The sequence below is a fragment of the Marisediminicola sp. UYEF4 genome (assembly GCF_040546025.1).
GTDB lineage: Bacteria > Actinomycetota > Actinomycetes > Actinomycetales > Microbacteriaceae > Marisediminicola.
Genome location: NZ_JBEPNA010000002.1, coordinates 37,537 through 55,919 on the forward strand (window position 1 = coordinate 37,537; position 18,383 = coordinate 55,919).

22 protein-coding genes are annotated in these 18,383 nt (G+C 68.3%); 14 read left to right on the forward strand and 8 right to left on the reverse strand.

Features of this window, described 5'->3' with window-relative positions:
• Positions 1-10 precede the first annotated feature (10 nt).
• The 5 genes from ABIB15_RS03125 (at position 11) to ABIB15_RS03145 (ending at position 4,193) form a co-directional block, all read left to right on the forward strand.
• Positions 11-184 (forward strand): hypothetical protein, encoded by a 174-nt coding sequence (locus ABIB15_RS03125; protein WP_354475212.1) that lies wholly within the window; start codon positions 11-13, stop codon positions 182-184.
• Entirely contained in the window at positions 181-1,665 is a 1,485-nt protein-coding gene (locus tag ABIB15_RS03130; protein ID WP_354475214.1) for a purine-cytosine permease family protein, read from the forward strand. The genes ABIB15_RS03125 and ABIB15_RS03130 overlap by 4 nt, the downstream gene beginning before the upstream one ends.
• Complete coding sequence (locus ABIB15_RS03135) at positions 1,662-2,759, forward strand: zinc-binding dehydrogenase (RefSeq protein WP_354475215.1); 1,098 nt, start codon at positions 1,662-1,664, stop codon at positions 2,757-2,759. Before ABIB15_RS03130 ends, ABIB15_RS03135 begins: the two co-directional genes overlap by 4 nt.
• Before the next feature lie 2 nt (positions 2,760-2,761).
• A complete protein-coding gene (locus ABIB15_RS03140; RefSeq protein ID WP_354475217.1) occupies positions 2,762-3,388 on the forward strand; it encodes a TetR/AcrR family transcriptional regulator C-terminal domain-containing protein in 627 nt (208 codons plus the stop codon).
• Between the two features lie 103 nt (positions 3,389-3,491).
• Positions 3,492-4,193, forward strand: a complete 702-nt coding sequence (locus ABIB15_RS03145) for a hypothetical protein (protein ID WP_354475218.1) — start codon at positions 3,492-3,494, stop codon at positions 4,191-4,193.
• A gap of 286 nt (positions 4,194-4,479) precedes the next feature.
• Here ABIB15_RS03145 and ABIB15_RS03150 read toward each other — a convergent pair whose 3' ends face one another.
• Positions 4,480-5,214, reverse strand: a complete 735-nt coding sequence (locus ABIB15_RS03150; RefSeq protein WP_354475219.1) for a cell wall-binding repeat-containing protein — start codon at positions 5,212-5,214, stop codon at positions 4,480-4,482.
• Positions 5,215-5,486: 272 nt separating this feature from the next.
• Between ABIB15_RS03150 and ABIB15_RS03155 the strand changes: the two genes are divergently transcribed.
• Positions 5,487-6,872: an HNH endonuclease signature motif containing protein gene (locus tag ABIB15_RS03155; protein WP_354475220.1), complete on the forward strand. Its 1,386-nt coding sequence runs from the start codon at positions 5,487-5,489 to the stop codon at positions 6,870-6,872.
• Positions 6,873-6,991: 119 nt separating this feature from the next.
• Positions 6,992-7,696 carry a hypothetical protein gene (locus tag ABIB15_RS03160; RefSeq protein ID WP_354475221.1) on the forward strand — a complete coding sequence of 235 codons (705 nt, stop codon included), beginning with the start codon at positions 6,992-6,994 and terminating at the stop codon, positions 7,694-7,696.
• Positions 7,697-7,833: 137 nt separating this feature from the next.
• Here the strand turns inward: ABIB15_RS03160 and ABIB15_RS03165 are convergent, their stop codons facing one another.
• Positions 7,834-8,247: an Hsp20/alpha crystallin family protein gene (locus ABIB15_RS03165; protein WP_354475222.1), complete on the reverse strand. Its 414-nt coding sequence runs from the start codon at positions 8,245-8,247 to the stop codon at positions 7,834-7,836.
• Positions 8,248-8,539: 292 nt separating this feature from the next.
• Here ABIB15_RS03165 and ABIB15_RS03170 point away from each other — a divergent pair, with 292 nt between their 5' ends.
• Positions 8,540-8,707 carry a hypothetical protein gene (locus ABIB15_RS03170; protein WP_354475224.1) on the forward strand — a complete coding sequence of 56 codons (168 nt, stop codon included), beginning with the start codon at positions 8,540-8,542 and terminating at the stop codon, positions 8,705-8,707.
• A 22-nt stretch (positions 8,708-8,729) separates the two neighbouring features.
• Here the strand turns inward: ABIB15_RS03170 and ABIB15_RS03175 are convergent, their stop codons facing one another.
• The 3 genes from ABIB15_RS03175 to ABIB15_RS03185 all read right to left on the reverse strand — a co-directional run bounded on the left by ABIB15_RS03175 (position 8,730) and on the right by ABIB15_RS03185 (position 12,848).
• Entirely contained in the window at positions 8,730-9,416 is a 687-nt protein-coding gene (locus tag ABIB15_RS03175) for an endonuclease/exonuclease/phosphatase family protein (protein ID WP_354475538.1), read from the reverse strand.
• A 68-nt stretch (positions 9,417-9,484) separates the two neighbouring features.
• Positions 9,485-10,951 (reverse strand): NCS2 family permease, encoded by a 1,467-nt coding sequence (locus ABIB15_RS03180; protein WP_354475539.1) that lies wholly within the window; start codon positions 10,949-10,951, stop codon positions 9,485-9,487.
• Positions 10,952-10,994: 43 nt separating this feature from the next.
• Positions 10,995-12,848 carry a DUF2207 domain-containing protein gene (locus ABIB15_RS03185; RefSeq protein WP_354475226.1) on the reverse strand — a complete coding sequence of 618 codons (1,854 nt, stop codon included), beginning with the start codon at positions 12,846-12,848 and terminating at the stop codon, positions 10,995-10,997.
• Between the two features lie 101 nt (positions 12,849-12,949).
• Here ABIB15_RS03185 and ABIB15_RS03190 point away from each other — a divergent pair, with 101 nt between their 5' ends.
• Positions 12,950-13,228: an acylphosphatase gene (locus tag ABIB15_RS03190; RefSeq protein WP_354475227.1), complete on the forward strand. Its 279-nt coding sequence runs from the start codon at positions 12,950-12,952 to the stop codon at positions 13,226-13,228.
• 104 nt (positions 13,229-13,332) lie between these two features.
• On the opposite strand, the gene ABIB15_RS03195 is transcribed toward ABIB15_RS03190, so the two are convergent.
• The gene (locus ABIB15_RS03195; protein ID WP_354475228.1) at positions 13,333-14,262 is read right to left on the reverse strand and encodes a J domain-containing protein; all 930 of its coding nucleotides are present in this window, start codon (positions 14,260-14,262) and stop codon (positions 13,333-13,335) included.
• A 151-nt stretch (positions 14,263-14,413) separates the two neighbouring features.
• Here ABIB15_RS03195 and ABIB15_RS03200 point away from each other — a divergent pair, with 151 nt between their 5' ends.
• The 5 genes from ABIB15_RS03200 to crcB are packed head-to-tail and all read left to right on the forward strand — an operon-like array spanning position 14,414 to position 16,564.
• Complete coding sequence (locus tag ABIB15_RS03200; RefSeq protein WP_354475229.1) at positions 14,414-14,635, forward strand: hypothetical protein; 222 nt, start codon at positions 14,414-14,416, stop codon at positions 14,633-14,635.
• A 26-nt stretch (positions 14,636-14,661) separates the two neighbouring features.
• Positions 14,662-15,357 (forward strand): Pr6Pr family membrane protein, encoded by a 696-nt coding sequence (locus tag ABIB15_RS03205; protein ID WP_354475231.1) that lies wholly within the window; start codon positions 14,662-14,664, stop codon positions 15,355-15,357.
• Between the two features lie 31 nt (positions 15,358-15,388).
• The gene (locus tag ABIB15_RS03210) at positions 15,389-15,775 is read left to right on the forward strand and encodes an RNA-binding S4 domain-containing protein (RefSeq protein ID WP_354475232.1); all 387 of its coding nucleotides are present in this window, start codon (positions 15,389-15,391) and stop codon (positions 15,773-15,775) included.
• The gene (locus ABIB15_RS03215; RefSeq protein ID WP_354475233.1) at positions 15,768-16,193 is read left to right on the forward strand and encodes a fluoride efflux transporter FluC; all 426 of its coding nucleotides are present in this window, start codon (positions 15,768-15,770) and stop codon (positions 16,191-16,193) included. The genes ABIB15_RS03210 and ABIB15_RS03215 overlap by 8 nt, the downstream gene beginning before the upstream one ends.
• On the forward strand, positions 16,190-16,564 hold the full coding sequence (gene crcB, locus ABIB15_RS03220; RefSeq protein ID WP_354475234.1) for a fluoride efflux transporter CrcB: 375 nt from the start codon (positions 16,190-16,192) through the stop codon (positions 16,562-16,564). The genes ABIB15_RS03215 and crcB overlap by 4 nt, the downstream gene beginning before the upstream one ends.
• On the opposite strand, the gene ABIB15_RS03225 is transcribed toward crcB, so the two are convergent.
• The gene (locus tag ABIB15_RS03225; RefSeq protein WP_354475235.1) at positions 16,565-17,011 is read right to left on the reverse strand and encodes a hypothetical protein; all 447 of its coding nucleotides are present in this window, start codon (positions 17,009-17,011) and stop codon (positions 16,565-16,567) included.
• A gap of 37 nt (positions 17,012-17,048) precedes the next feature.
• Positions 17,049-18,263 carry a GAF domain-containing protein gene (locus tag ABIB15_RS03230; protein WP_354475236.1) on the reverse strand — a complete coding sequence of 405 codons (1,215 nt, stop codon included), beginning with the start codon at positions 18,261-18,263 and terminating at the stop codon, positions 17,049-17,051.
• Between the last annotated feature and the right edge of the window lie 120 nt (positions 18,264-18,383).

The window sequence follows — 18,383 nt, forward strand, 5'->3', positions numbered from 1 at the left end:
GAGTGCAGTCATGGATGCTGCGGACGCACAGACCGCCACAGAGTTGGAGACCCGCCTCGGTGTCATCGACACCATCGAGCGCGACGACCCCTCGCGTCACGCGCTCTCGGGGGCAGATCTGTCGCTCTTCGTCGGCGTCTCCGTCGTGATCACGCTTCTCGGCATCCTGGTGCTGGCACTGTGACCGCCCCACGCGCCGGCGGCGCACGAACCGATCGCGCAGAACTCGACACGGCATCCCTGGGCTCGCTGCCCCTGCTGAAGAAGGAGCGCATCTGGAACGCGACCGACTTCACCGGCGTGAATGTGGCGCTCGCGATCGCGACCTGGGCCTTCCTCGTCGGCGGTTTCACCGCTCTGCTGGTGGGGTTCCAGCAGGGCATCGCGGCGATGATCATCGGCAACGCCATCGGCCTGTGCTTCATGGTGCTCGCGAGCGTGGTCTCGAGCCAGCGCTACGGCGTCGAGCAGTACACGCTGCTGCGGCCCGTCTTCGGCGTTGTGGGTGTGGGAGTGCTCGTCTTCACCGTCATTCTGATCACCGAGATGGGCTGGTCGTCGCTGCTGGCGATCATGGTCGGCCGCGCTGTCACCCAGGTCTCGAACTCGGCATTCAGCACCGACTTCGGCCCCGAAAGCCTGCTGGTCACCTTCTTCGCGCTCCTCGCGATCGCCGTCTCGTGGTGGATCCTCTCCCGCGGTCCGGTCACGATCGGCCGCTTCAACAAGTTCATCGCGCCCGGCCTGCTCATCGTCACTCTCTTCCTCATGGTTTACCTCGTGCTCAACACCTCGGTCGACACCCTCTTCACGGCGGCCCCCCTCGCCCCCTTCGAGGACGACCAGCTCAACTTCATGCTCGCGGTCGAGTTCAACGCCGGGGTCGGTGTCTCGTGGTACCCCGTCATGGGCTCACTTGCCCGGCTGACGCGCTCGCCGCGGGCCGCCCTCTGGCCCGCCTACGGCGGTCTGCTCGTCGCGACCCTCATCGCCCAGATCGTGGGAATGGCCGCCGCACTGACCCTCGGCGACTCGGACCCGACGGTGTGGATGATGCCCTTCGGCGGGCCGGTGCTCGGCGCGTTCATATTGATTTTCATCGCCTTCGCCAATGTCACGAGTACCTCGTCGATCGTCTACTCGACCGTGCTCGCGATTCGCCAGGCCAGCGGCAACCTGCTGTCACGGGTCAGATGGGCGTGGCTGTGCGCCGGCTTCTTCGTGCTGCCGGCGATGCTCGCCTTCTTCCCCGGCTTCATGTACGACAAGTTCATGGTCTTCGTCACGTTGAGCGGAGCGTTCCTCTCGGCCATGTGCGGTGCGATCATCGCCGACTACTTCGTGCTTCGCCGCCAGCACGTATCGCTGCGCGACCTCTACCTGCCCGGCTGGGCGAGCGCCTACCACTTCAACGGAGGCGTGAACTGGGCGGGAATGGGTGCCGTCATCGTCGGGGCCGCGTTCTATCTCTGGATCTACAACCCGATCACGCTCGCGACGCATCCGCTCTTCTCCTACACGACCGCCTCGCTGCCCGCCGCGGTCGTGGGAGGCGTGGTCTACTTCGTGCTCGCCACGGTGCTCTACAAGCGGCACAGTATCGGCGACTTCGTCGACGGCACCGCAGCGGCGGGGGCGTCACCAGCGCGGATCGAGCAGGCGTGACGCGGCTCGCGCGCGCGGCGGTGCACGACGGCTCGTCGACCGGGCTCGAGATCGCGACCATCGAGGTCGCCGATCCCGGGCCAGGGGCCGTGCTCGTGCGCCTGGGCGCCTCCGGGGTGTGCGGGTCGGACCGGCACGTGCTCGACGGCGACTGGACCCTGCCCTCCCCCACCGTCATGGGGCACGAGGGAGCCGGAACGGTTGAGGCAATCGGTGCGGGTGTCGTCGACGTCGCGGTCGGCGACCACGTCATCCTGTCGTGGTTCTACCCGTGCCGCCGCTGCGTCGCCTGCCTGTCCGGCAAGGCCTACGTCTGCACCGGCAGCCGGTCGGAGGAGTGCGTGCTGCCCGACGGGAGCACCGCGCTCACCCGCGACGGGGAGCGCGTCTTCCCCTATCTCGCCGTCGGGTCGATGTGCGAGTACGCGGTCGTGCCCGAGTCCGCCGCCATCCGAATTCCCGAGGCCGTTCCGTTCGACGTCGCCAGCCTGATCGGATGCTCGATCGCCACCGGCTTCGGAGCCGTGACCCACGACGCCGCCGTCGAAGCAGGATCCTCCGCGGTCGTCGTCGGCAGCGGCGGGGTCGGCCTCTCGATCATCATGGCGTTGAAGCTAATCGGTGCGAACCCGATTATCGCCGTCGATCGCAGCGAGGAGAAGCTCGAGGCGGCCCGCCGACTCGGAGCGACCCACACGCTCGAGGCCGGACCCGACCTCGCCGAGCGGGTGAGGGAACTCACCGGCAACGGGGCCGACTACGCCTTCGAGGCGATCGGCCGCGTGGAGACGATCGAGTCGCTGCCCGGACTCATCGCCCCAGGGGGGAAGGCGATCATCGTCGGGCTCCCGCCGCAGGACACGCCCGTCGCCATCGACGCCCTCGCGCTCGCCGAGAGCGGCAAGTCGCTCATCGGATCCAACTACGGGTCGACCGTCCCCGGGCGGGACTTTCCGCGCATTGCGGAGCTGTACCTCGCGGGCAAGATCCCGGTCGACGAGCTCATCTCGCACCGCATCCCGCTCGAGGAAGTGAACGAGGCCTTCGATGCGATGCGGCGCGGAGAGCGCGCCCGCAGCGTGATCGTGTTCTGACCATGGGCAGGCCGCTCAGCCCGCTGCTGTCCCCGGAGAAGATCTGCCGTGCCGCGCTCGAGCTCGTCGACGAGCGGGGAGACTTCACGCTGCCGCGACTCGCACGCCGACTCGGGGTCAGTCCTTCGTCGATCTACCACCATGTGCAGGGCCGTCCCGAGATCATCAACGGGATGAGGTCGCTCATCAGCGCTGACGTGCTGGCACAGGACGGGTTTCCGCCCGGCGAGGGTGCCTGGCGAGAGCAGGTGGTGCGCTGGGCGAGGATCTACCGGGCCGCACTCGCCCAGCATGCGAAGGCCATCCCGATCTTCGTGGGCGAGGCGGTGACCGACGAGGCGACTCTCGAGATCTACGAGCGCCTCGCCGCGCTACTCACAGCCCAGGGGTTCGACCCCCGTGCGGTGATCGTCGCCGTCTCCGTGATCGACAGCTACATGCTCGGCTCCGCGATGGATGCCGCGTCCCCCGCCATGGCGTGGGTCACGCAGCCGCAGGCGCATCCGGCCCTGCACAAGGCGCTCCACGGTGGGGGCCTCGCGGACAACCGGCCCGATGCGGCCTTCGAAGCGGGGATCGCCGCGCTGGTCGCAAACCTCGAGGCAATCGTGGCAAGCGGGCTCCCGTGACCGCCTCAGACGTACCGATCGAGACCTCGCGCACGGCGAGATCTCGGAGAAATGGAGTATTGTGCGGTCCCCACCCGTTAGATCGCTTACCTAGGAGCACAACGTGAAGAAGTCAATGACGACACTCGGCGCAACAGTCTTGATGCTGTTCGCAGCGACGTCGGTCGGAGCAAGCGCAGCATCAGCCCATAACACCGACGGAGAAAGCGGCAAGGGCGCGGGCAAAACCGTCACCCTAACCGCGACACTCAGCCAACTCAACAACTCAGGAGCATCCGGAATGGCGACGGCAGTCGTGCGCAACAAGAAGATCAGGAGCATCGATGTGCGCGCGATGGGACTCACCCCGGACGCGCCTCACGCGCAGCACATCCACTTCGGCGATCAGGCCCTTCACGAATGCCCGACCCTGGCCCAGGACGCGAACAACGACGGTCGGCTCACCACCGTAGAGGGTGTGCCCGCGTACGGCCCCGTCGCCGTCTCGCTCACCACGACGGGAGACACGAGCCCGGCGAGCCTGCTCGCTGTCGATCGCTTCCCCGTCGCAGAGGATGGCATGTACAACTACAGCCGCTCGAATATCAAATTCACGGACGTCGCCGGGGCGGGCGTCGGGGGCGGTGTCGGAACGGCCAAGCAGATCGCTGACGCGGTCCGTGCAGGAGAGGGTGTGCTCGTGATCCACGGGATCGATTACAACGAGGATGGCGTGTACAGCTTGAGTGACGAAGGCGCGAGCGAGCTCAACCCGGCGCTCCCGGCTGAGGCGACCGACCCGGCCGCCTGCGGCGTGCTGCGCTGAGCCAAAGGTTTACCCGAGGGCCGGGCCCGACTGAGAGAGTCGGATCCGGCCCTCGCGGCGCGCCGACACGATCCGACACGCCTCGCTCGTGAACGTTGATCCGGCGGCCCGCCCAGAAAGCCGAGCCCGTGAAGGAGTCGAGAAGCCTGAGCCCGTGGACGACGCGGTCATGGCAACATCCGCCGTCGAAATGTCGGACCGCGCAGAACTGGAAGCCAGTCGGAAGCGCTGCCTCGCGGGGCCGCCGGATTCGGCCTCTGGTTCAGCTCGGCGGAGTCATCTGCAGTCACTCGTAAAATACGACCTCGGAACCGACGAGGGAGTAGCGGGCGTCATCGACGGTGTCGAACTGCGTTGCTGTCGAGTCGAGATGGGCGAGGAGGCCCGCGGATCCGCAGGCGGTCGAGGCGTTCGGGATGATGGAGCGCAGGTCGTCGAAATCGGCGAACGCGACGCGCGACGTAATGCTGACGTCATTCAGCATCCCGTCCGTGGCGGACGAGGACCATGCGCCGTAGCCGAGCGCCTGCTCCGCCGGGGTCGGACCGGCGAGCAGGGCCTCGAGGGCCGGGCGGAGCGATGCGGCGGCGTCGACAGTGCGCTGCACCGGGAAGGCGTCGTCGCACTCGGCCCCGAGCGAGGCGTTCGCGAAGAACACCTGAACCGTGCGGGTGGCCCCGGATCCCCCGGCGACTCTGGTTACCCCGTATTCAAGGTCGAGCGCGCTGGTGACTGCGAAACTGACGGCATCCGGGCCGCCCAGAACGATCACGTCGGCGACGCCGAGCTCGACCATTGCGCCGGCGGTGACCGGAGGAAGCGCCGCCTTCGGCGTGAGCAGAATTGGGGCGGCGTAGAACGCGGCGAGTGGCGCCGCGGCCAGGGCATCCGGGAAGTTCTCCCCCGATGCCAGGATCGCCACGTCTGCACCGGCAGGGAAGGCCTCGAACGCGGCGGCGGTGCCGTAGCGGTCGGGGGATGTCGGTATCGGCTGCGCCGCGGCTGGTGCGGACGAGAGCACTATGCCCAGCAGAGCAAGGAACCCCAGGACGGTGTGGCGCGCGAGTGGAATCTCATGTGGTCAAGCCTGAGTCGCCGCTGCCTGCGCGGTAACGGACCTTCGTCCCGGGGTAACTGTCACCCGTGCCTCCGCGACGTCACCTGCCTTCGCGCTCGGCCCCGGAGCGCCGCATCCTCTCCTCCGCAGGCGCTGAACGGGGAGGGTTGTCCACAGCAAAAACTCCGCTTGATCAGGCTAAACCCAATGTCGGTGGCTCCTGCGATAGTGTCGGCATGGACGAGATCACCCGCCTGATTGCGCAGGCCGAGGCCCTGCTCGCGAAGGCGGCGCCCGTCGCGCTCACCGGCGTCGACGATCAGACGGTGTGCACGATCACGGTGCAGGTTGAAAAGCTCGGCCGGCTGGTCGACGCGCTCAGGGCGACCTCTGCCGCCGAGATCGCGGATCGGTCGCGTCACGAACTCGGCTCCGAGGGGCTCTCCTATCGGCTCGGCCACCGCCGGCCCGTGCACCTCATCGAGCAGTTGACCCGGGTGTCGCAGGCCGAGGCGGCGCGGCGCATACGGCTCGGTAGCGCCGTGCGCCCCCGTCTCGCGCTCGATGGCCAGCAGCTCCCCGCGGCATTCCCACTCGTTGCCGAGGCGCTGACCGCGGGCCAGCTGGGGGTGGATGCTGCGGCGGGCATCATCCGCTGCCTCGGCCAGGCCGCCGAGCGGCACGCCAACATGGACGACCTCGATGCGGCGGAGCAATCCCTCGTCGACACCGCGGCGGTCGAGCCCGCCGACATCGTCGGCCTCCACGCGCGGGTGTGGCGGGAGGCGCTCGACCCCGACGGCGCCGAGCCGCGGGAGGAGGTGCTTCGAGCGCGACGGCGCTTCTCGCTCGGCCGCGAGGTGGAAGGGATGACGCCGTTCTCCGGCGCACTCGATCCGGCCTCCGCAGCGCTGCTGCGTGCTGCTTTCTCGGATGCCGCAGCGCCCGGCGCTACGCCCCGCTTCCTCAGCGAGGAGGACATCGCGCGAGGCACCCAGACGAGCACCAACGACAATGGGGAGGAGGTCATCACGATGCGCGATCCGCGGACGCGGGAACAGCGCCAGCACGACGTCGTCATCGGTCTGCTCACGGCCGGAATCCGGGCGAGCGAACGAGCCCCGGCGGGAATGCGCAGTCTCGCGACCGTCATGGCCGTCGTCCAGCTCAAAGACCTCGAGAGCGGCACGGGAGTGGGCTGGCTCGACGACGTGGCCGAGCCCGTCTCTGCAGTCACCGTCGGCCGGATGGCCTGCGACGGCGGGCACCAGAAGATCGTGCCCGGCGATGACGGCGAGGTGCTCCACCTGGGGCGGCCCGAGCGCCTGTTCTCGACGGCTCAACGCAAGGCGCTCGCGGTGCGCGACGGGGGCTGTGTCATCAACTGCGGGGCTCCACCGGGATGGTGTGACGCGCATCACGTCACCGAGTATGAGGCGGGCGGGGAGACCAATATCGACAATGGTGTGCTTCTGTGTGGCACCCATCACACCTGGCTGCACGCCTCCGGGTTCACGCTGAAGATGGTCAACGGCAAGCCCTGGCTGCTTGCCCCGCCGTGGTTGGATCCGGTTCAGAAGTGGAAGCCGGTCGGTTACACGAGGGCGACGATGGCCGGGTGACCTGACCTGACCCGGGCGCGGTGCCCGAGGCGCTCCATCCCAATCCATTCGTGCGAGGGCTCCGAACACTCCGCAACCCGCGGGACCCCGCCCGCAGATCGCTCACCTAGGAGCAAACCGTGATGAAAAAGTCAATGACGACACTCGGCGCAACAGTCTTGATGCTGTTCGCAGCGACGTCGGTCGGAGCAAGCGCAGCATCCGCCCAAAACCCCGAAGCACCGCGCGGAAAAGGAGCAGACAAGACCGTCACCCTCACCGCCACGCTGAGCGAGCTGAACGGCTCGGGAGCGTCCGGAACCGCGACCGCGATCGTGCGGAACCAGAAGATCCAGCACATCGAGGTGCACGCGGAGGGGCTGACCCCGGACGCTCCGCACGCGCAGCACATCCACTATGGCAACCAGGCACTCAACGAATGCCCGACGCTGCTCCAGGACGATAACGGCGACGGTCGGATCAACACCGTCGAGGGTCTGCCCGCGTATGGTCCTGTCGTCGTCTCGCTCACCACGACGGGCGACACCACCCCGGCGAGCTTGCTCGCTGTAGATCGCTACCCAGTCGCAGCCGGCGGCATGCTCGACTACAGCCGCGACAACATCGAGTTCACCGACGTCGCCGGAACCGGCTACGCGGGCGGTGCCGGAACGGCCAAGCAGATCGCCGACTCGATCCGTGAAGGAGAGGGTGTGGTGGTGATCCACGGGCTCGACTACGACGCTGACGGCGCCTACAGCTTCAGTGACGAGGGCGCAAGCGAGTTGGACCCGGCGTTCCCGGCTGAGGCGACCGACCCGGCCGCCTGTGGAGTGCTGCGCTGACCTAACGATTTACCCGAGGGCCGGGCTCGACCACAGGTCGGGTCCGGCCCTATCCATGTCCCGGGCGGATCTGGCCGGGCACCGTCGACGATGCCTGCGAGCCCCACCGTGCCCTGCCAGTAGCGATTGACGCTCGGCTATGCGCGAGTTATCTGCACCTTTCGGGCCTGGGTCTGGGCCCGCGGTGGAACCGGCGCCCTGACCTCGAGCACCCCGTCGTGGTACGACGCGGTGATGTCGTCATCCTTGATGCCCTCGGGGAGGGGGATGTCGCGGGTGAAGGAGCCGTAGCGGAACTCCGAGCGGTAGCCGTCCTTGGACTTCTCCTCACTCTTCTCCTCGCGCTGCGCCCTGATGTGAAGCACGCCGTTCGCGACCGAGACGTCGACATCCTTCTCGGGGTCGATTCCCGGCATCTCCGCTCGGACGACCTGCGTGGTGCCGTCAACGAACTCCTCGACGCGGATCGTGGCCGACTCCCAGTCGCCCTCGATGAAGCGCCGGATCGGGTCGAAAACCTCGCGTGAGGTTCGTCTCACGATGTCTGTCATGGTGGATCTCCTTGTGTTCTCGCAGTTGTCTTCGCAGTTGTCTTCGCTGTTGTCTTCGCACCGGGTCCGAGCCGGGCCGACGGTCGCGAGATCAAGTGCATCTCGACGGACGGCGGCGGAACAGGGAACAAAGTCCCACGCTGTCCTGGCCGCGCCCCGGCTGGGCCGAAAGCCCCTACCTGCGCGCTTCGCGAACGCCGACAGTGGACAGATGACCCTCAAACACCGCAGGCTTCTCGAGCGGCACGTTCGCATCCACTGGGGCGGGCGCGAATTTCACACTGACCCAAGCATGAGCGAGATCTTCATCAAACGGGTGCGCGAAACCGCGGAAGCTGGCAGGTCGGAGCTCGTGCCGTTGCTGCACGAGGGTGGGCTGGACCTCCTGCTGGTCACGCCGACGACGATCGTCACGACCCACGCGGTCGGAGGCCGCGAGCACGCCACGAGCGCTGCCTGAGCGGTGCGCCTCAGGCCGTGCCTCAGGCTACGTGCTCGGCGGCAGAGTACTGGGCCGTGACCAGGATCGGCATGTGGTCGGACTTTCCACTCGGCAGCGTCTCGACGTTGTCGATGTCGAGACCGACCGAGGTCACGAAGTCGAAGTGCCCCTTGAAGAACTTGTACCGGGTGTAGGTCGACGTGTCGCTCAGCGACAGGTCGTAGCCGGACTCCTTGACCCGCGCACTCAGGTTGTCCTTGAAATACGGGTAGTTGTAGTCGCCGACCATGAGGGTCGGCAGGTCGCCGAGGCCCCGCAACTCGGCGTGCGCCGCCTTGATCTGGTTGCGGCGCAGCGAGTTGAGAGCGGTGAGCGGCGCCGCGTGGAACGATGCGACCACGAGCTCCTGCTGCGACTCGTCATCTATCAGGCGCGTGCCGATCAGCCGCTCGTGCGCCGGCGCGAGGACCCTGTCGTGCAGGGACTTCTTGAGCGCGAAGGCCTGGGTGGACTGGGCCGTGAAGCGGTCCTTGCGGTAGTAGACCGCGAGCCCGAGCCGGTTTCGCTTGGTGGAGTCGGCCAGGTGGAGGTTGTCGAGCTCGGCAGGGAGGGCGAGCGTGTCGCACTCCTGCAGGCACAGCACATCAAGGTCGAAGCGGTTCACCAGATCGGTGAGTTCGCCGCTCGCCGCATTCTTGCGGAGGTTGTAGCTAATGACTCGTAACAGAACAACCTCTTAGATCTCGTCGAGTTCGTCTAACGGAGGAATCCTATCCCCCGTCGGGGGCAAACGGTTCAGCCGCCGAAGAGCATCTCGATGGGTCCGCGGGCGAAATAGACCAGGAATCCGACCGCGACGATCCAGAGCAGGGGCGAGACCTCCCGCGCTTTGCCGGAGAGCGAGCGTACGACGATCCACGAGATGAAGCCCACGCCGATGCCGTTCGCGATCGAGTAGGTGAGCGGCATCACGATGATCGTGAGGAAGACCGGGAGCGATGCCGAGAACTCGCTCCAGTCCATCTCCTTGATCTGCGACATCATGAGCACGCCGACGACGACGAGGGCGGCGCCGGCCACCTCGAGCGGCACGACCTGGGTGAGCGGGGTGAAGAACATCGCGAGCAGGAACATGCCGCCCGTGACGACCGAGGCGAGTCCCGTGCGTGCTCCCTCGCCGACCCCGGCTGCGGAGTCGATGAAGATCGTGTTCGACGACGACGAGGTCGCCCCGCCGGCGACGGCGCCGATTCCCTCGATGATGAGTGCCGACTTGAGGCGCGGGAAGTTGCCCTTCTTGTCGGCGAGGCCGGCCTCGCGGGTGAGTCCGGTGAGGGTGCCGACGGCGTCGAAGAAGTTGGTGAACACGAGGGTGAACACGAGCATCACAGCGGCGAGAATTCCGATGCGCTCGAATGCTCCGAAGCTGAAGGCACCGATGAGGCTGAGGTCGGGAAGCGAGACGATCGACTCCGGGATCACCGGGGCATTAAGGCTCCACCCGCCCGGGTTGGAGAACGACGGCCCGAGCCCCAAGATCGCCTCCACAGCGATGGCGACGGCGGTGGTCGCGAGGATGCCGATGAGCAGTGCCCCCCTGACCCTGCGGGCCATCAACACGCCCATGGTGAGCAGGCCGAGGATGAAGATCACGGTGGGGATCGTGGTGACAGAGCCGGCATCGCCGAGCTGCACGGGCGGCGATGCGGCGCCGCTCGAGCGCACGAAGCCGGAGTCGACGAGACCGATGAACGCGATGAACAGGCCGATGCCCACGGTGATCGCGGTCTTCAGCTGCGCGGGGACCGCCTTGAAAATCATCTCTCGCAGGCTTGTCGCCGAGAGCAGGACGATGAGCAGGCCGTTGATTACGACGAGGCCCATCGCCTCGGCCCAGGTGACCTGCCCGACGACGCTCACGGCGAGGAACGAGTTGATCCCGAGCCCGGCGGCGAGGCCGAACGGGAGATTCGCGACGAGCCCGAAGAGGATCGTCATCACGCCGGCGGTGAGCGCGGTGACCGCGGCGACCTGGCCGGCCTGCAGCCAGTTTCCCTCGACGTCGAGGGTGGCCTGGTCGCCGCTGAACCCGCCGAGGATGAGCGGGTTGAGGATCACGATGTACGCCATCGTCATGAAGGTGACGAGGCCGCCGCGAATCTCGCGGCTGGTCGTCGACCCGCGCTTGCTGATCGAGAAGAAGCGGTCGATGCGCGTGCCGAGGGCCGGGCGCTGAGCTGTCGTGGTGATGGGTGACTCCAGTCGGACTTCTCCGGCGCGGCCTGCGCCTCGAGCGAGTGCGAGTTTATCCCGGTCGCGGGTCAGCGGCCTCCTCCTCCCCGCCTCCCCCGCCGCCGCCGGAGAAGCCGCCGCCCGAGGAGCCCCCGGATGAGCTGCCGGATGCCGAGCTCGCGGGTGCCGACGCGGACGTCGCGGCCGAGCGGAATCCCGTCATCGCGCCGGCGAAGTAGGCGCCGGTGAACGGCGAGCTGCCCACGTACCAGTCGGGCGTTTCGTCGGCGTACTGCACCGCGAGTTCCTGCGCCCATTCCTTCTCGACACCCCAGAGAACCGCCCACGGAAGCAGCTTCTCGTACAGCTTCACGATTTGGCGGTGGTTGTCGACGTCCACCCGCAGGGCACCCTCCGGACTCTGCAGAACCCGGAACCGGTCGGCCTCGGCGAGTGTGATGTACACCCGCAGGCCGGTGATGTAGTCGCGCAGGTCCGCGCCGGTGTCTGTGAGGACGGCGGGCCGGATGGCGCTCAGCCCGCCGATGACGAGGCTGAACCCGCTCACGAACAGGGCGGCGAACGCCCATCCGGTGGGCGCGGGCGAGAGGACGAGATCGAGAAAGACCACGACGGCGGCCAGCGCGAAGATGGCTGCGAGCACCGCCAGGATCACCCAGCGTGCCCGCGTCCTGACCGGTTCGCGCAGCCCGGCGCCAATGGCCCGCTTGCGTGAGGCGGTGCGAATCGAGCTGAGCTTCGTGGCGAGCTTCTGGCTCGGTTTTGCCAGGTTGCGCTCCTGGGCGGGAGTCGGGGTCCGGCCGAAGAGCGCCTCCATCACCTCGGTCTCCTGCTCGTCGAGGTCGCGGTCGTGCAGAAACTGCAGCGCGAAGTCGTCGCCCCGTTCGATGATGCGGAGGTTGCCGCGAACGGCGAGGCTGACGAACTGCGCCGCCATCGAGGTCGAGGGCCGCTTCGCGATGTCGCCCGCGAGCAGCAGGTTGACGCCGTCGGGCACGCTGTACTGCGCGATGATCGTGCCGCGACCGCGAGCATCCCGTGGTCCGGCGACGCGCGCGGCGATCGCGGCGATCGACCCCAAACCCGCGAGCACCATCACGACAATCGAGGCCCAGACCGCCAGGGTCGATGGCTGCGGCGGCTCCGGCGTGATGAAGCTGCCCGGGGTGAATGCGATCGCGACACTCACGTTCTCGCCCGATCCGAGGTTCTCGGCGCTCGCGGTGAACAACTCGCCGCCCGGCACGCCCGGGTCGGGTGTCGTCACGAGGTCGCACGGGTCGGTCGAGCCCTGCGCGCCGACGTAGCACGCGGCCTGCCCCGTGAGCTCGCCCGAGATCCCCGGGGCGACATGCACCCGTGCGGTGACCCGGCCGAACGGCTGGTCGAATCCGGTGCCGTTGGTGTCCCAGTAGAACTCGTCGGCGGAGGTGTCGGCGAAGGAGCGCACGACGTTGATCTGCGAGTAGCTGATCGTGTAGGTCTGGGTGCCGCGGACATAGTCGTCGGTGCCGAGTGCGAGTTCGAGGAACCCTCCGATCTCCGACTCCTCGTAGGGCACGGCATCGCCGTCGGCGTCGACGACGGAGTCGACACTCGGCTCGAGCGGCACACCGTCGTAGTCGAGCGGGATGGAGCGGATGATTCCCCGGTTCTGGTCGAAGTCGGGAAACTCGGCGACGAAGGTCTCCACGGTCGTCAGCCGCGACGTGCGATCCTCCGCCTGGCTGAGAAAGTAATCGGCCTCGTAGGAGGCGAAGGTGAAGTCCTGCACGTCGGCGACGCCGCGCGCCGCGGACTCTGCACTCGCCGTTCCGCCAGCCGGGCCGAGGCCCGCCGTCGCGGGAATCGCGGGGCCGGCGAGCACGCTCGCCATGATCAGAGTCGTCGTCAGCAATCGCCGCATGAGGTCAGCCTAGGCGCGTGGCGTCGAGGGGGCACCCCGCCCGGCACTACACGAGGCCGACCGGCCGTGACGGGCGCGCCGTGGCGGACTAGCGTGGAGTGGTGGATGCTGGGACCGTGCGCACACGGGTGATCGTGCGCGGGATGGTGCAGGGAGTGGGCTTCCGGGCGAACACGAGGGCCGAGGCCGGGCGGCTCGCGCTCACCGGCTTCGCCCGCAATCGGCCAGACGGCAGCGTCGAGGTTGAGGCCGAGGGCCCGGCCGCCGGGGTCGGCGAACTCCTCCGCTGGCTGCGCACGGGGCCGCGGTGGGCGGAGGTCAGCTCGATAGAGGTGACTGAGCTCGAACCCACGGGAGACTCGGGCTTCCGGCTCGGCTGACGACGGTGGTGGTGCAGCAGGCAGGGCTGCGTCAGCGCCTGACCGAATGGCCCCTGGTCGCCGGCGGCAACGCGCACTGACCCGGCACCGCGTGGCGCGCGCACTCAGACGAATCGGATCGCCGCGGACAGCCTCGTGCGCACATCGAAGAGTTCGTTACCGCCCATCGGCGGCACGCCCGCGAGCCCGGCTCGGGCGAGGTCCTGCAGCCGGGAGCGCTGCACGAGGAGGGTCGGCACGCCGCGCGCGCGGCCGACGACCGTGAGGGACTCCTCCGTCTGGTCGTCAGGGACAACGATGACGAGCGCGGTGAAGCGGACGCGCGCCGCACGAGCGATCGACCGGGCACGCAGCGACAGCGCGTGAAGTGGACGCTCCCCCGCACCAATTGCCTCCCCCACGATCTCCCCCTTGCGCACAGCGACCGCAGCTCCCCAGTCCTCGGAGAGCAGGGCGAACAGCCCGCTCGGGCCGAGAACGATGTGGTCGAGCTTCTGAGCTGGGCCGCCGCCCGCGGCATCCGTCGCCACGTCGTGCCAGATCGTGAACGCGATGCCCAGCTCGGAGAGCAGGCGCGCGCTCGCCTCCTCCGCAAGAGCGTCGGCGAGCACATGACGGATGTCGCGCGGCGCCGAGCGCACGAGCGCGGAGTCGTAGGGATCGTCCAGCGCGACCCCGCGGCCCGCCCACTCGCGGATGAGGCTGAGATAGCGTTCCCGGCGCCAGCCGCCCGGATGCCCGTGCGACCGAGCGAGCGGCCGGGAGTCCCGGGGCTTGCGTGCCGACGGTGCCGCCCACGCCGCATGGGCGGGTTCGCTCCTGGTCGCGCCGCGATCGTAGGCGGCGCGCGCCTCGGGTGTTCCGATGCGCTCCCACGCCCACTGCGCGGTGTGAAACTCGGCGGCGGTTCCTCCCGTGTCCGGGTGCGTCTCCCGCAGAATGCGCCGGTAGGCGCGGCGCAACTCCTCGGTGCTCGCGGTCGGAGGAACGCCGAGCACCTCGTAGGGCGTCGCTGAGATGGGGCTGTCGCGCATCCGTCAATTCTTCTTGGGGCTCGGGGATCAATAGACGAGAGTACCGCCCCCGCGCTGGCAGCAGCGTGGGTGAGGTCTGCCGCGCTGACCAATGTCGGTGGCTGCTGATTGAGTGAAGTAACCGCAATTTCATCCCTGGCCGGAGGAACCCATGCCCAGTTATCCGCATCTCATCGACGAACGCTGTCCCCAGTGCGACAGCACGAATCCCCTGGAAATCGTGCACGGAACGGCGAGCAGCGAGATGCTCGCCGCGGCAGATTCCGGGCTCATCGCGATCGGCGGGCCGGTGGTCGCCGATGACAACGCCGCCTATCGCTGCCGCCGTCTTGACTGCGGGGTCGAATGGGGTCGCGTCGACTGGGACCGCTGAGTGCCCCGTGACGCTAGTCTCAAGCAGTGAGCCAGACGACGAGCGACCGCGCCGACCCGGCGTCGTATCCGGAGAGTCCCGCGCCGACCCTGCCCCGCCGGCTGGTCGGTGCCTCGCGCATCGTCGTCGGCCTGCTGGTGTTGGCCAGCATCATCACCCAGATCGTCGACCAGTCGCTCAACGATGCCTTTCTTCCAGGCGAGTACTTCAGCTACTTCACGATCCAGACGAGCCTGATGAATGTGGTCGTGCTGATCGTCGCGGGCGTCATCGCGCTGCGTCGCCGCCGCGATTCCGAGTTGCTCACGACCCTACGGGTGTCGATCCTCTCCTACGCGGTTGTCACGGGCGTCGTCTACAATGTGCTCCTTCGCGACATCGTCAGTGACGGATTCGTCGGAGTGCAGTGGCCCAACGAGGTCATCCACGTGTGGGTGCCGATCTTCACCGCGATCGACTTCCTGGTCACGCCGGGTCGCCACCGGCTCGGCTGGAACCGGCTGTTCTTCGCCGTCGTGTACCCGCTCGCCTGGGTCGCGCTCACGCTCGTGCGCGGCGCCGCGACGGGCTGGTACCCGTATCCGTTCCTTATCCCCGATGGACCGAACGGTGCTCTCGGCGTGTTCGTCTACGTGCTGGGCATCGCCGGGTTCATCGTCGTCATCGCCTCCATCGGCATCGCCGTCAGCCGCATCGGGCGCAGCCGCGCCCCTGCGGCCTGACCCCGGCGCGCGACTTACGTAGAGTCGAGACATGGAGACGGCAGCGAGCGCGCGAGTCGACAGCTGGATCTGGGCCGTGCGGCTCGTGAAGACCAGGTCGCTCGCGCAGGCGGCCTGCCGCGGCGGCCACGTGCGCATCAATGGCGAGAAGGTCAAGCCGGCGCAGGCCGTGCGGATCGACGACGAGGTGCGGGTGCGGGTCGGCGACCTCGAGCGCATCGTCGTCGTGCAGCGGATCATCCGCAAGCGCGTCGGCGCACCCGCCGCCGCCGAGTGCCTGCTCGACCAGACGCCCCCGCCCCCGCCGCGTGAGACGATCCCGGTCGCCGCGCAGCGTGATCGCGGAGCCGGGCGCCCCACGAAGCGGGAGCGGCGCGAGATCGACCGGCTGCACGGCCGCACGGGCGACAGTGGCTGAGGCGCGCCCCGCGTGGGCGAACTGGGCGCTCATCGGGCTGGTGTTCGTCGGCGGCAGCCTCGGCACTGCGACCCGGGCCGCGCTCACGCTTATCATCCCCCCGGCCGACGGGTTCCCGGCCACCATCATGGGCATCAATGTCGCGGGCGCCCTGCTGCTCGGCGCCCTGCTCGAGTCGCTCTCCCGGCGCGGCGCCGACGAGGGGCCGCGCCGGCGCATCCGGCTGCTGCTCGGCGCCGGGTTCCTCGGCGGGTTCACCACCTACAGCGCCCTCGCGACCGACAGCGTGCTGCTCGCTGCGGGCAGTCCTGCGCTCGCGCTGCTGAACGCACTGGGCACCCTCGTGCTCGGGGCGCTCGCGACCTGGCTGGGTATCGTGCTCGCCGCGCTGGTCGACCGGAAACGGGGGCACCGGTGACCCCGCTCCTGTTCCTGCTGACCGCCGCCGCGGGCGGCGTCGGCGCCGCGCTGCGGTTCGTGCTCGACGGCGTAATCAGGTCCCGCGTCTCCACCCTTCCCATCGGGACCCTCGTGATCAACGTCTCCGGCTCGTTCGTGCTCGGCCTCGTCACGGCCTTGGCGCTGGGCCGGGTGGTGCCGCCGGAAGCCCTCACCGTGCTCGGCGTCGGCCTCATGGGCGGTTTCACGACCTTCAGCACCGCGAGCTTCGAGACGGTGCGCTTGGTCGGGGACCGCCGCTACGGCGCCGCGCTCGCGGTCGGCGTCGGGATGATCGTCGCGAGCGTGCTCGCCGCGGCGCTCGGGCTGTGGCTGGGGTCCCTGGTCTGATCAGGGCTTCGCGGCGCAGTTCGTGAGATAGAAGTTGCGCACGATCCTCGACTGGGGATACAGCTCCAGCCCGGTCTGGATGACATCGTCGTCGTGGAGCGCCGCGCCCGACACCTGGTCGGCCAGGGCCAGTTGCGCACGCGTGAAGTAGGCCTCATAGTTCGCCCAGACCTGGGCTATGACGACCGGAGGTTCGAGCCCATTCATGATCTCGAGCTTCACCCGGATCTTGTCGTGGAGCTGATCCTTCGGCAGTGAGAGCTCGAGAGGGCCGACGGTGGAGGCGTCCCCGCCCGCGAGCGTGAAGTCGGAGCAGAACTCGGTGACCGACGAGTCGGGGGCAGGGGCCGAGGGGCCGAGTCGGATCGGCACAGCGCCGCAGGAGGCGAGGCCGAGGCTCGAGGCGGCAACGAGCCCTATCGAGAGGAGGCGAAGCGAGACGGCCATCTGGCATCCGTGGGGTCGGTCGGGTCGGGGCGTTGCGCTACTTTACTGCTGCTTGCTGGCTGTCGGCCCAGAGCTCGTCCTGCACCAGCAGGGCCAGATTGCGGAGCATCACGGCCTCCTCCTCGGAGAACTCGCGCGGGCGCGTGTCGTAGATGCAGAACACGCCGACACGCTGGCCCTCTGGGCTCACGATGGGGTACCCGGCGTAGAAGCGCACGTGGTAATAGCCGGTCACGAAGGGATTGTCGGCGAACCGCCCATCGAGGACCGCGTTTGTGACGACGAATGCAGAATCCGCGCGAATCGTGTAGTCGCAGAAGCCGCCGTCGCGCGGAATCTCCGACAGCTCGAATCCCGACCGGGCCTTGAACCATTGGCGGTCCCGGTCGATGAAGGTGATCGCCGAGGCCGCTGTGCCGAACATGCTCTGCGCCAGATCGGTGACACGCGTGAACCGACTGTCGGCGGCGCTGTCGAGAATTTCGAGCCGGTCGAGGGCGCGAATCCGCTCCTCTTCCTCAGCCCAATCGACCGGCGGGGCCGCGTCGTCGGGGCGTGTCAGTTGCGCCGCGATGGGGACGGCGATCGCCCGAGCCCAGGCGCGGTAAGTCTTCGGTCCCCGGAATCTCGACGTCTCCTCTGCGGGCTGTGGGGGGAAGGGCAGGAGCGACGTTCGCGGGTGCCCCTCGCACGCGAGTGGCAGTTCGGCGTTGAGTGCACGGCCGTGGCGATTGGCGATCCAGGCCGGCAGCAGGCGCAGCATCCGAATCTCGGGCATCGGGGGCACCGACAGCACGAACGTCCGAAGGCACGGCGCACCTTCGAATTCGAGCAGGGTGAGCAGTGCGCTCATGTCGATGCGCCACTGGGCGGCGGGGGCCAGGGTCAGGGCGTCGAAGAGCCCGAGCATCACGATGACGGCGTCGTAGCGGGAGAGCATCGTCTCGTCGAGCCGGGAGTAAGCGCCGCGGGCGGTGAGCTCGATGTCGACGATGAGGTCGACGTCGACTCCCCGGCCCGTCTCGGTGGAGAGCTGCCTGGCAATTCCCCCCGGCAGTGCGAGGTCGTGGGTGAGCACGCCGAAGCCGACCGCGGGACCGCAACCGATGAGCAGCACTCTCAGCGGGTCGGCGCCGGAGGCGTGGGCACCCGTCGACCCCGTTGGGCGAGGAAGATCGTACCACGTGGTGGCGGCGGTGAGGTAGGCGAGCTTCATGAAGGGGCGCACGACTGCGTCGACGAATTTACCCACTGTGCTCGACCCCCGAAAGTCCACGACGAGTCGATGCGACCCCCCGCGGTTGCGATCGTACGTCAGCCGCGCAACTATTGCGCGATCCGTGTCCCGGTACCCTGCAGTCGCGGGGTGCCC

Excerpts from the sequence above, each read along its gene's own strand:
- ABIB15_RS03125 (WP_354475212.1), top strand. The coding sequence starts at position 11 with ATGGATGCTGCGGACGCACAGACCGCCACAGAGTTGGAGACCCGCCTC.
- ABIB15_RS03140 (WP_354475217.1), top strand. The coding sequence starts at position 2,762 with ATGGGCAGGCCGCTCAGCCCGCTGCTGTCCCCGGAGAAGATCTGCCGT.
- ABIB15_RS03155 (WP_354475220.1), top strand. The coding sequence starts at position 5,487 with ATGGACGAGATCACCCGCCTGATTGCGCAGGCCGAGGCCCTGCTCGCG.
- ABIB15_RS03165 (WP_354475222.1), bottom strand. The coding sequence starts at position 8,247 with ATGACAGACATCGTGAGACGAACCTCACGCGAGGTTTTCGACCCGATC.
- ABIB15_RS03170 (WP_354475224.1), top strand. The coding sequence starts at position 8,540 with ATGAGCGAGATCTTCATCAAACGGGTGCGCGAAACCGCGGAAGCTGGC.
- ABIB15_RS03185 (WP_354475226.1), bottom strand. The coding sequence starts at position 12,848 with ATGCGGCGATTGCTGACGACGACTCTGATCATGGCGAGCGTGCTCGCC.
- ABIB15_RS03195 (WP_354475228.1), bottom strand. The coding sequence starts at position 14,262 with ATGCGCGACAGCCCCATCTCAGCGACGCCCTACGAGGTGCTCGGCGTT.
- ABIB15_RS03200 (WP_354475229.1), top strand. The coding sequence starts at position 14,414 with ATGCCCAGTTATCCGCATCTCATCGACGAACGCTGTCCCCAGTGCGAC.
- ABIB15_RS03210 (WP_354475232.1), top strand. The coding sequence starts at position 15,389 with ATGGAGACGGCAGCGAGCGCGCGAGTCGACAGCTGGATCTGGGCCGTG.
- ABIB15_RS03225 (WP_354475235.1), bottom strand. The coding sequence starts at position 17,011 with ATGGCCGTCTCGCTTCGCCTCCTCTCGATAGGGCTCGTTGCCGCCTCG.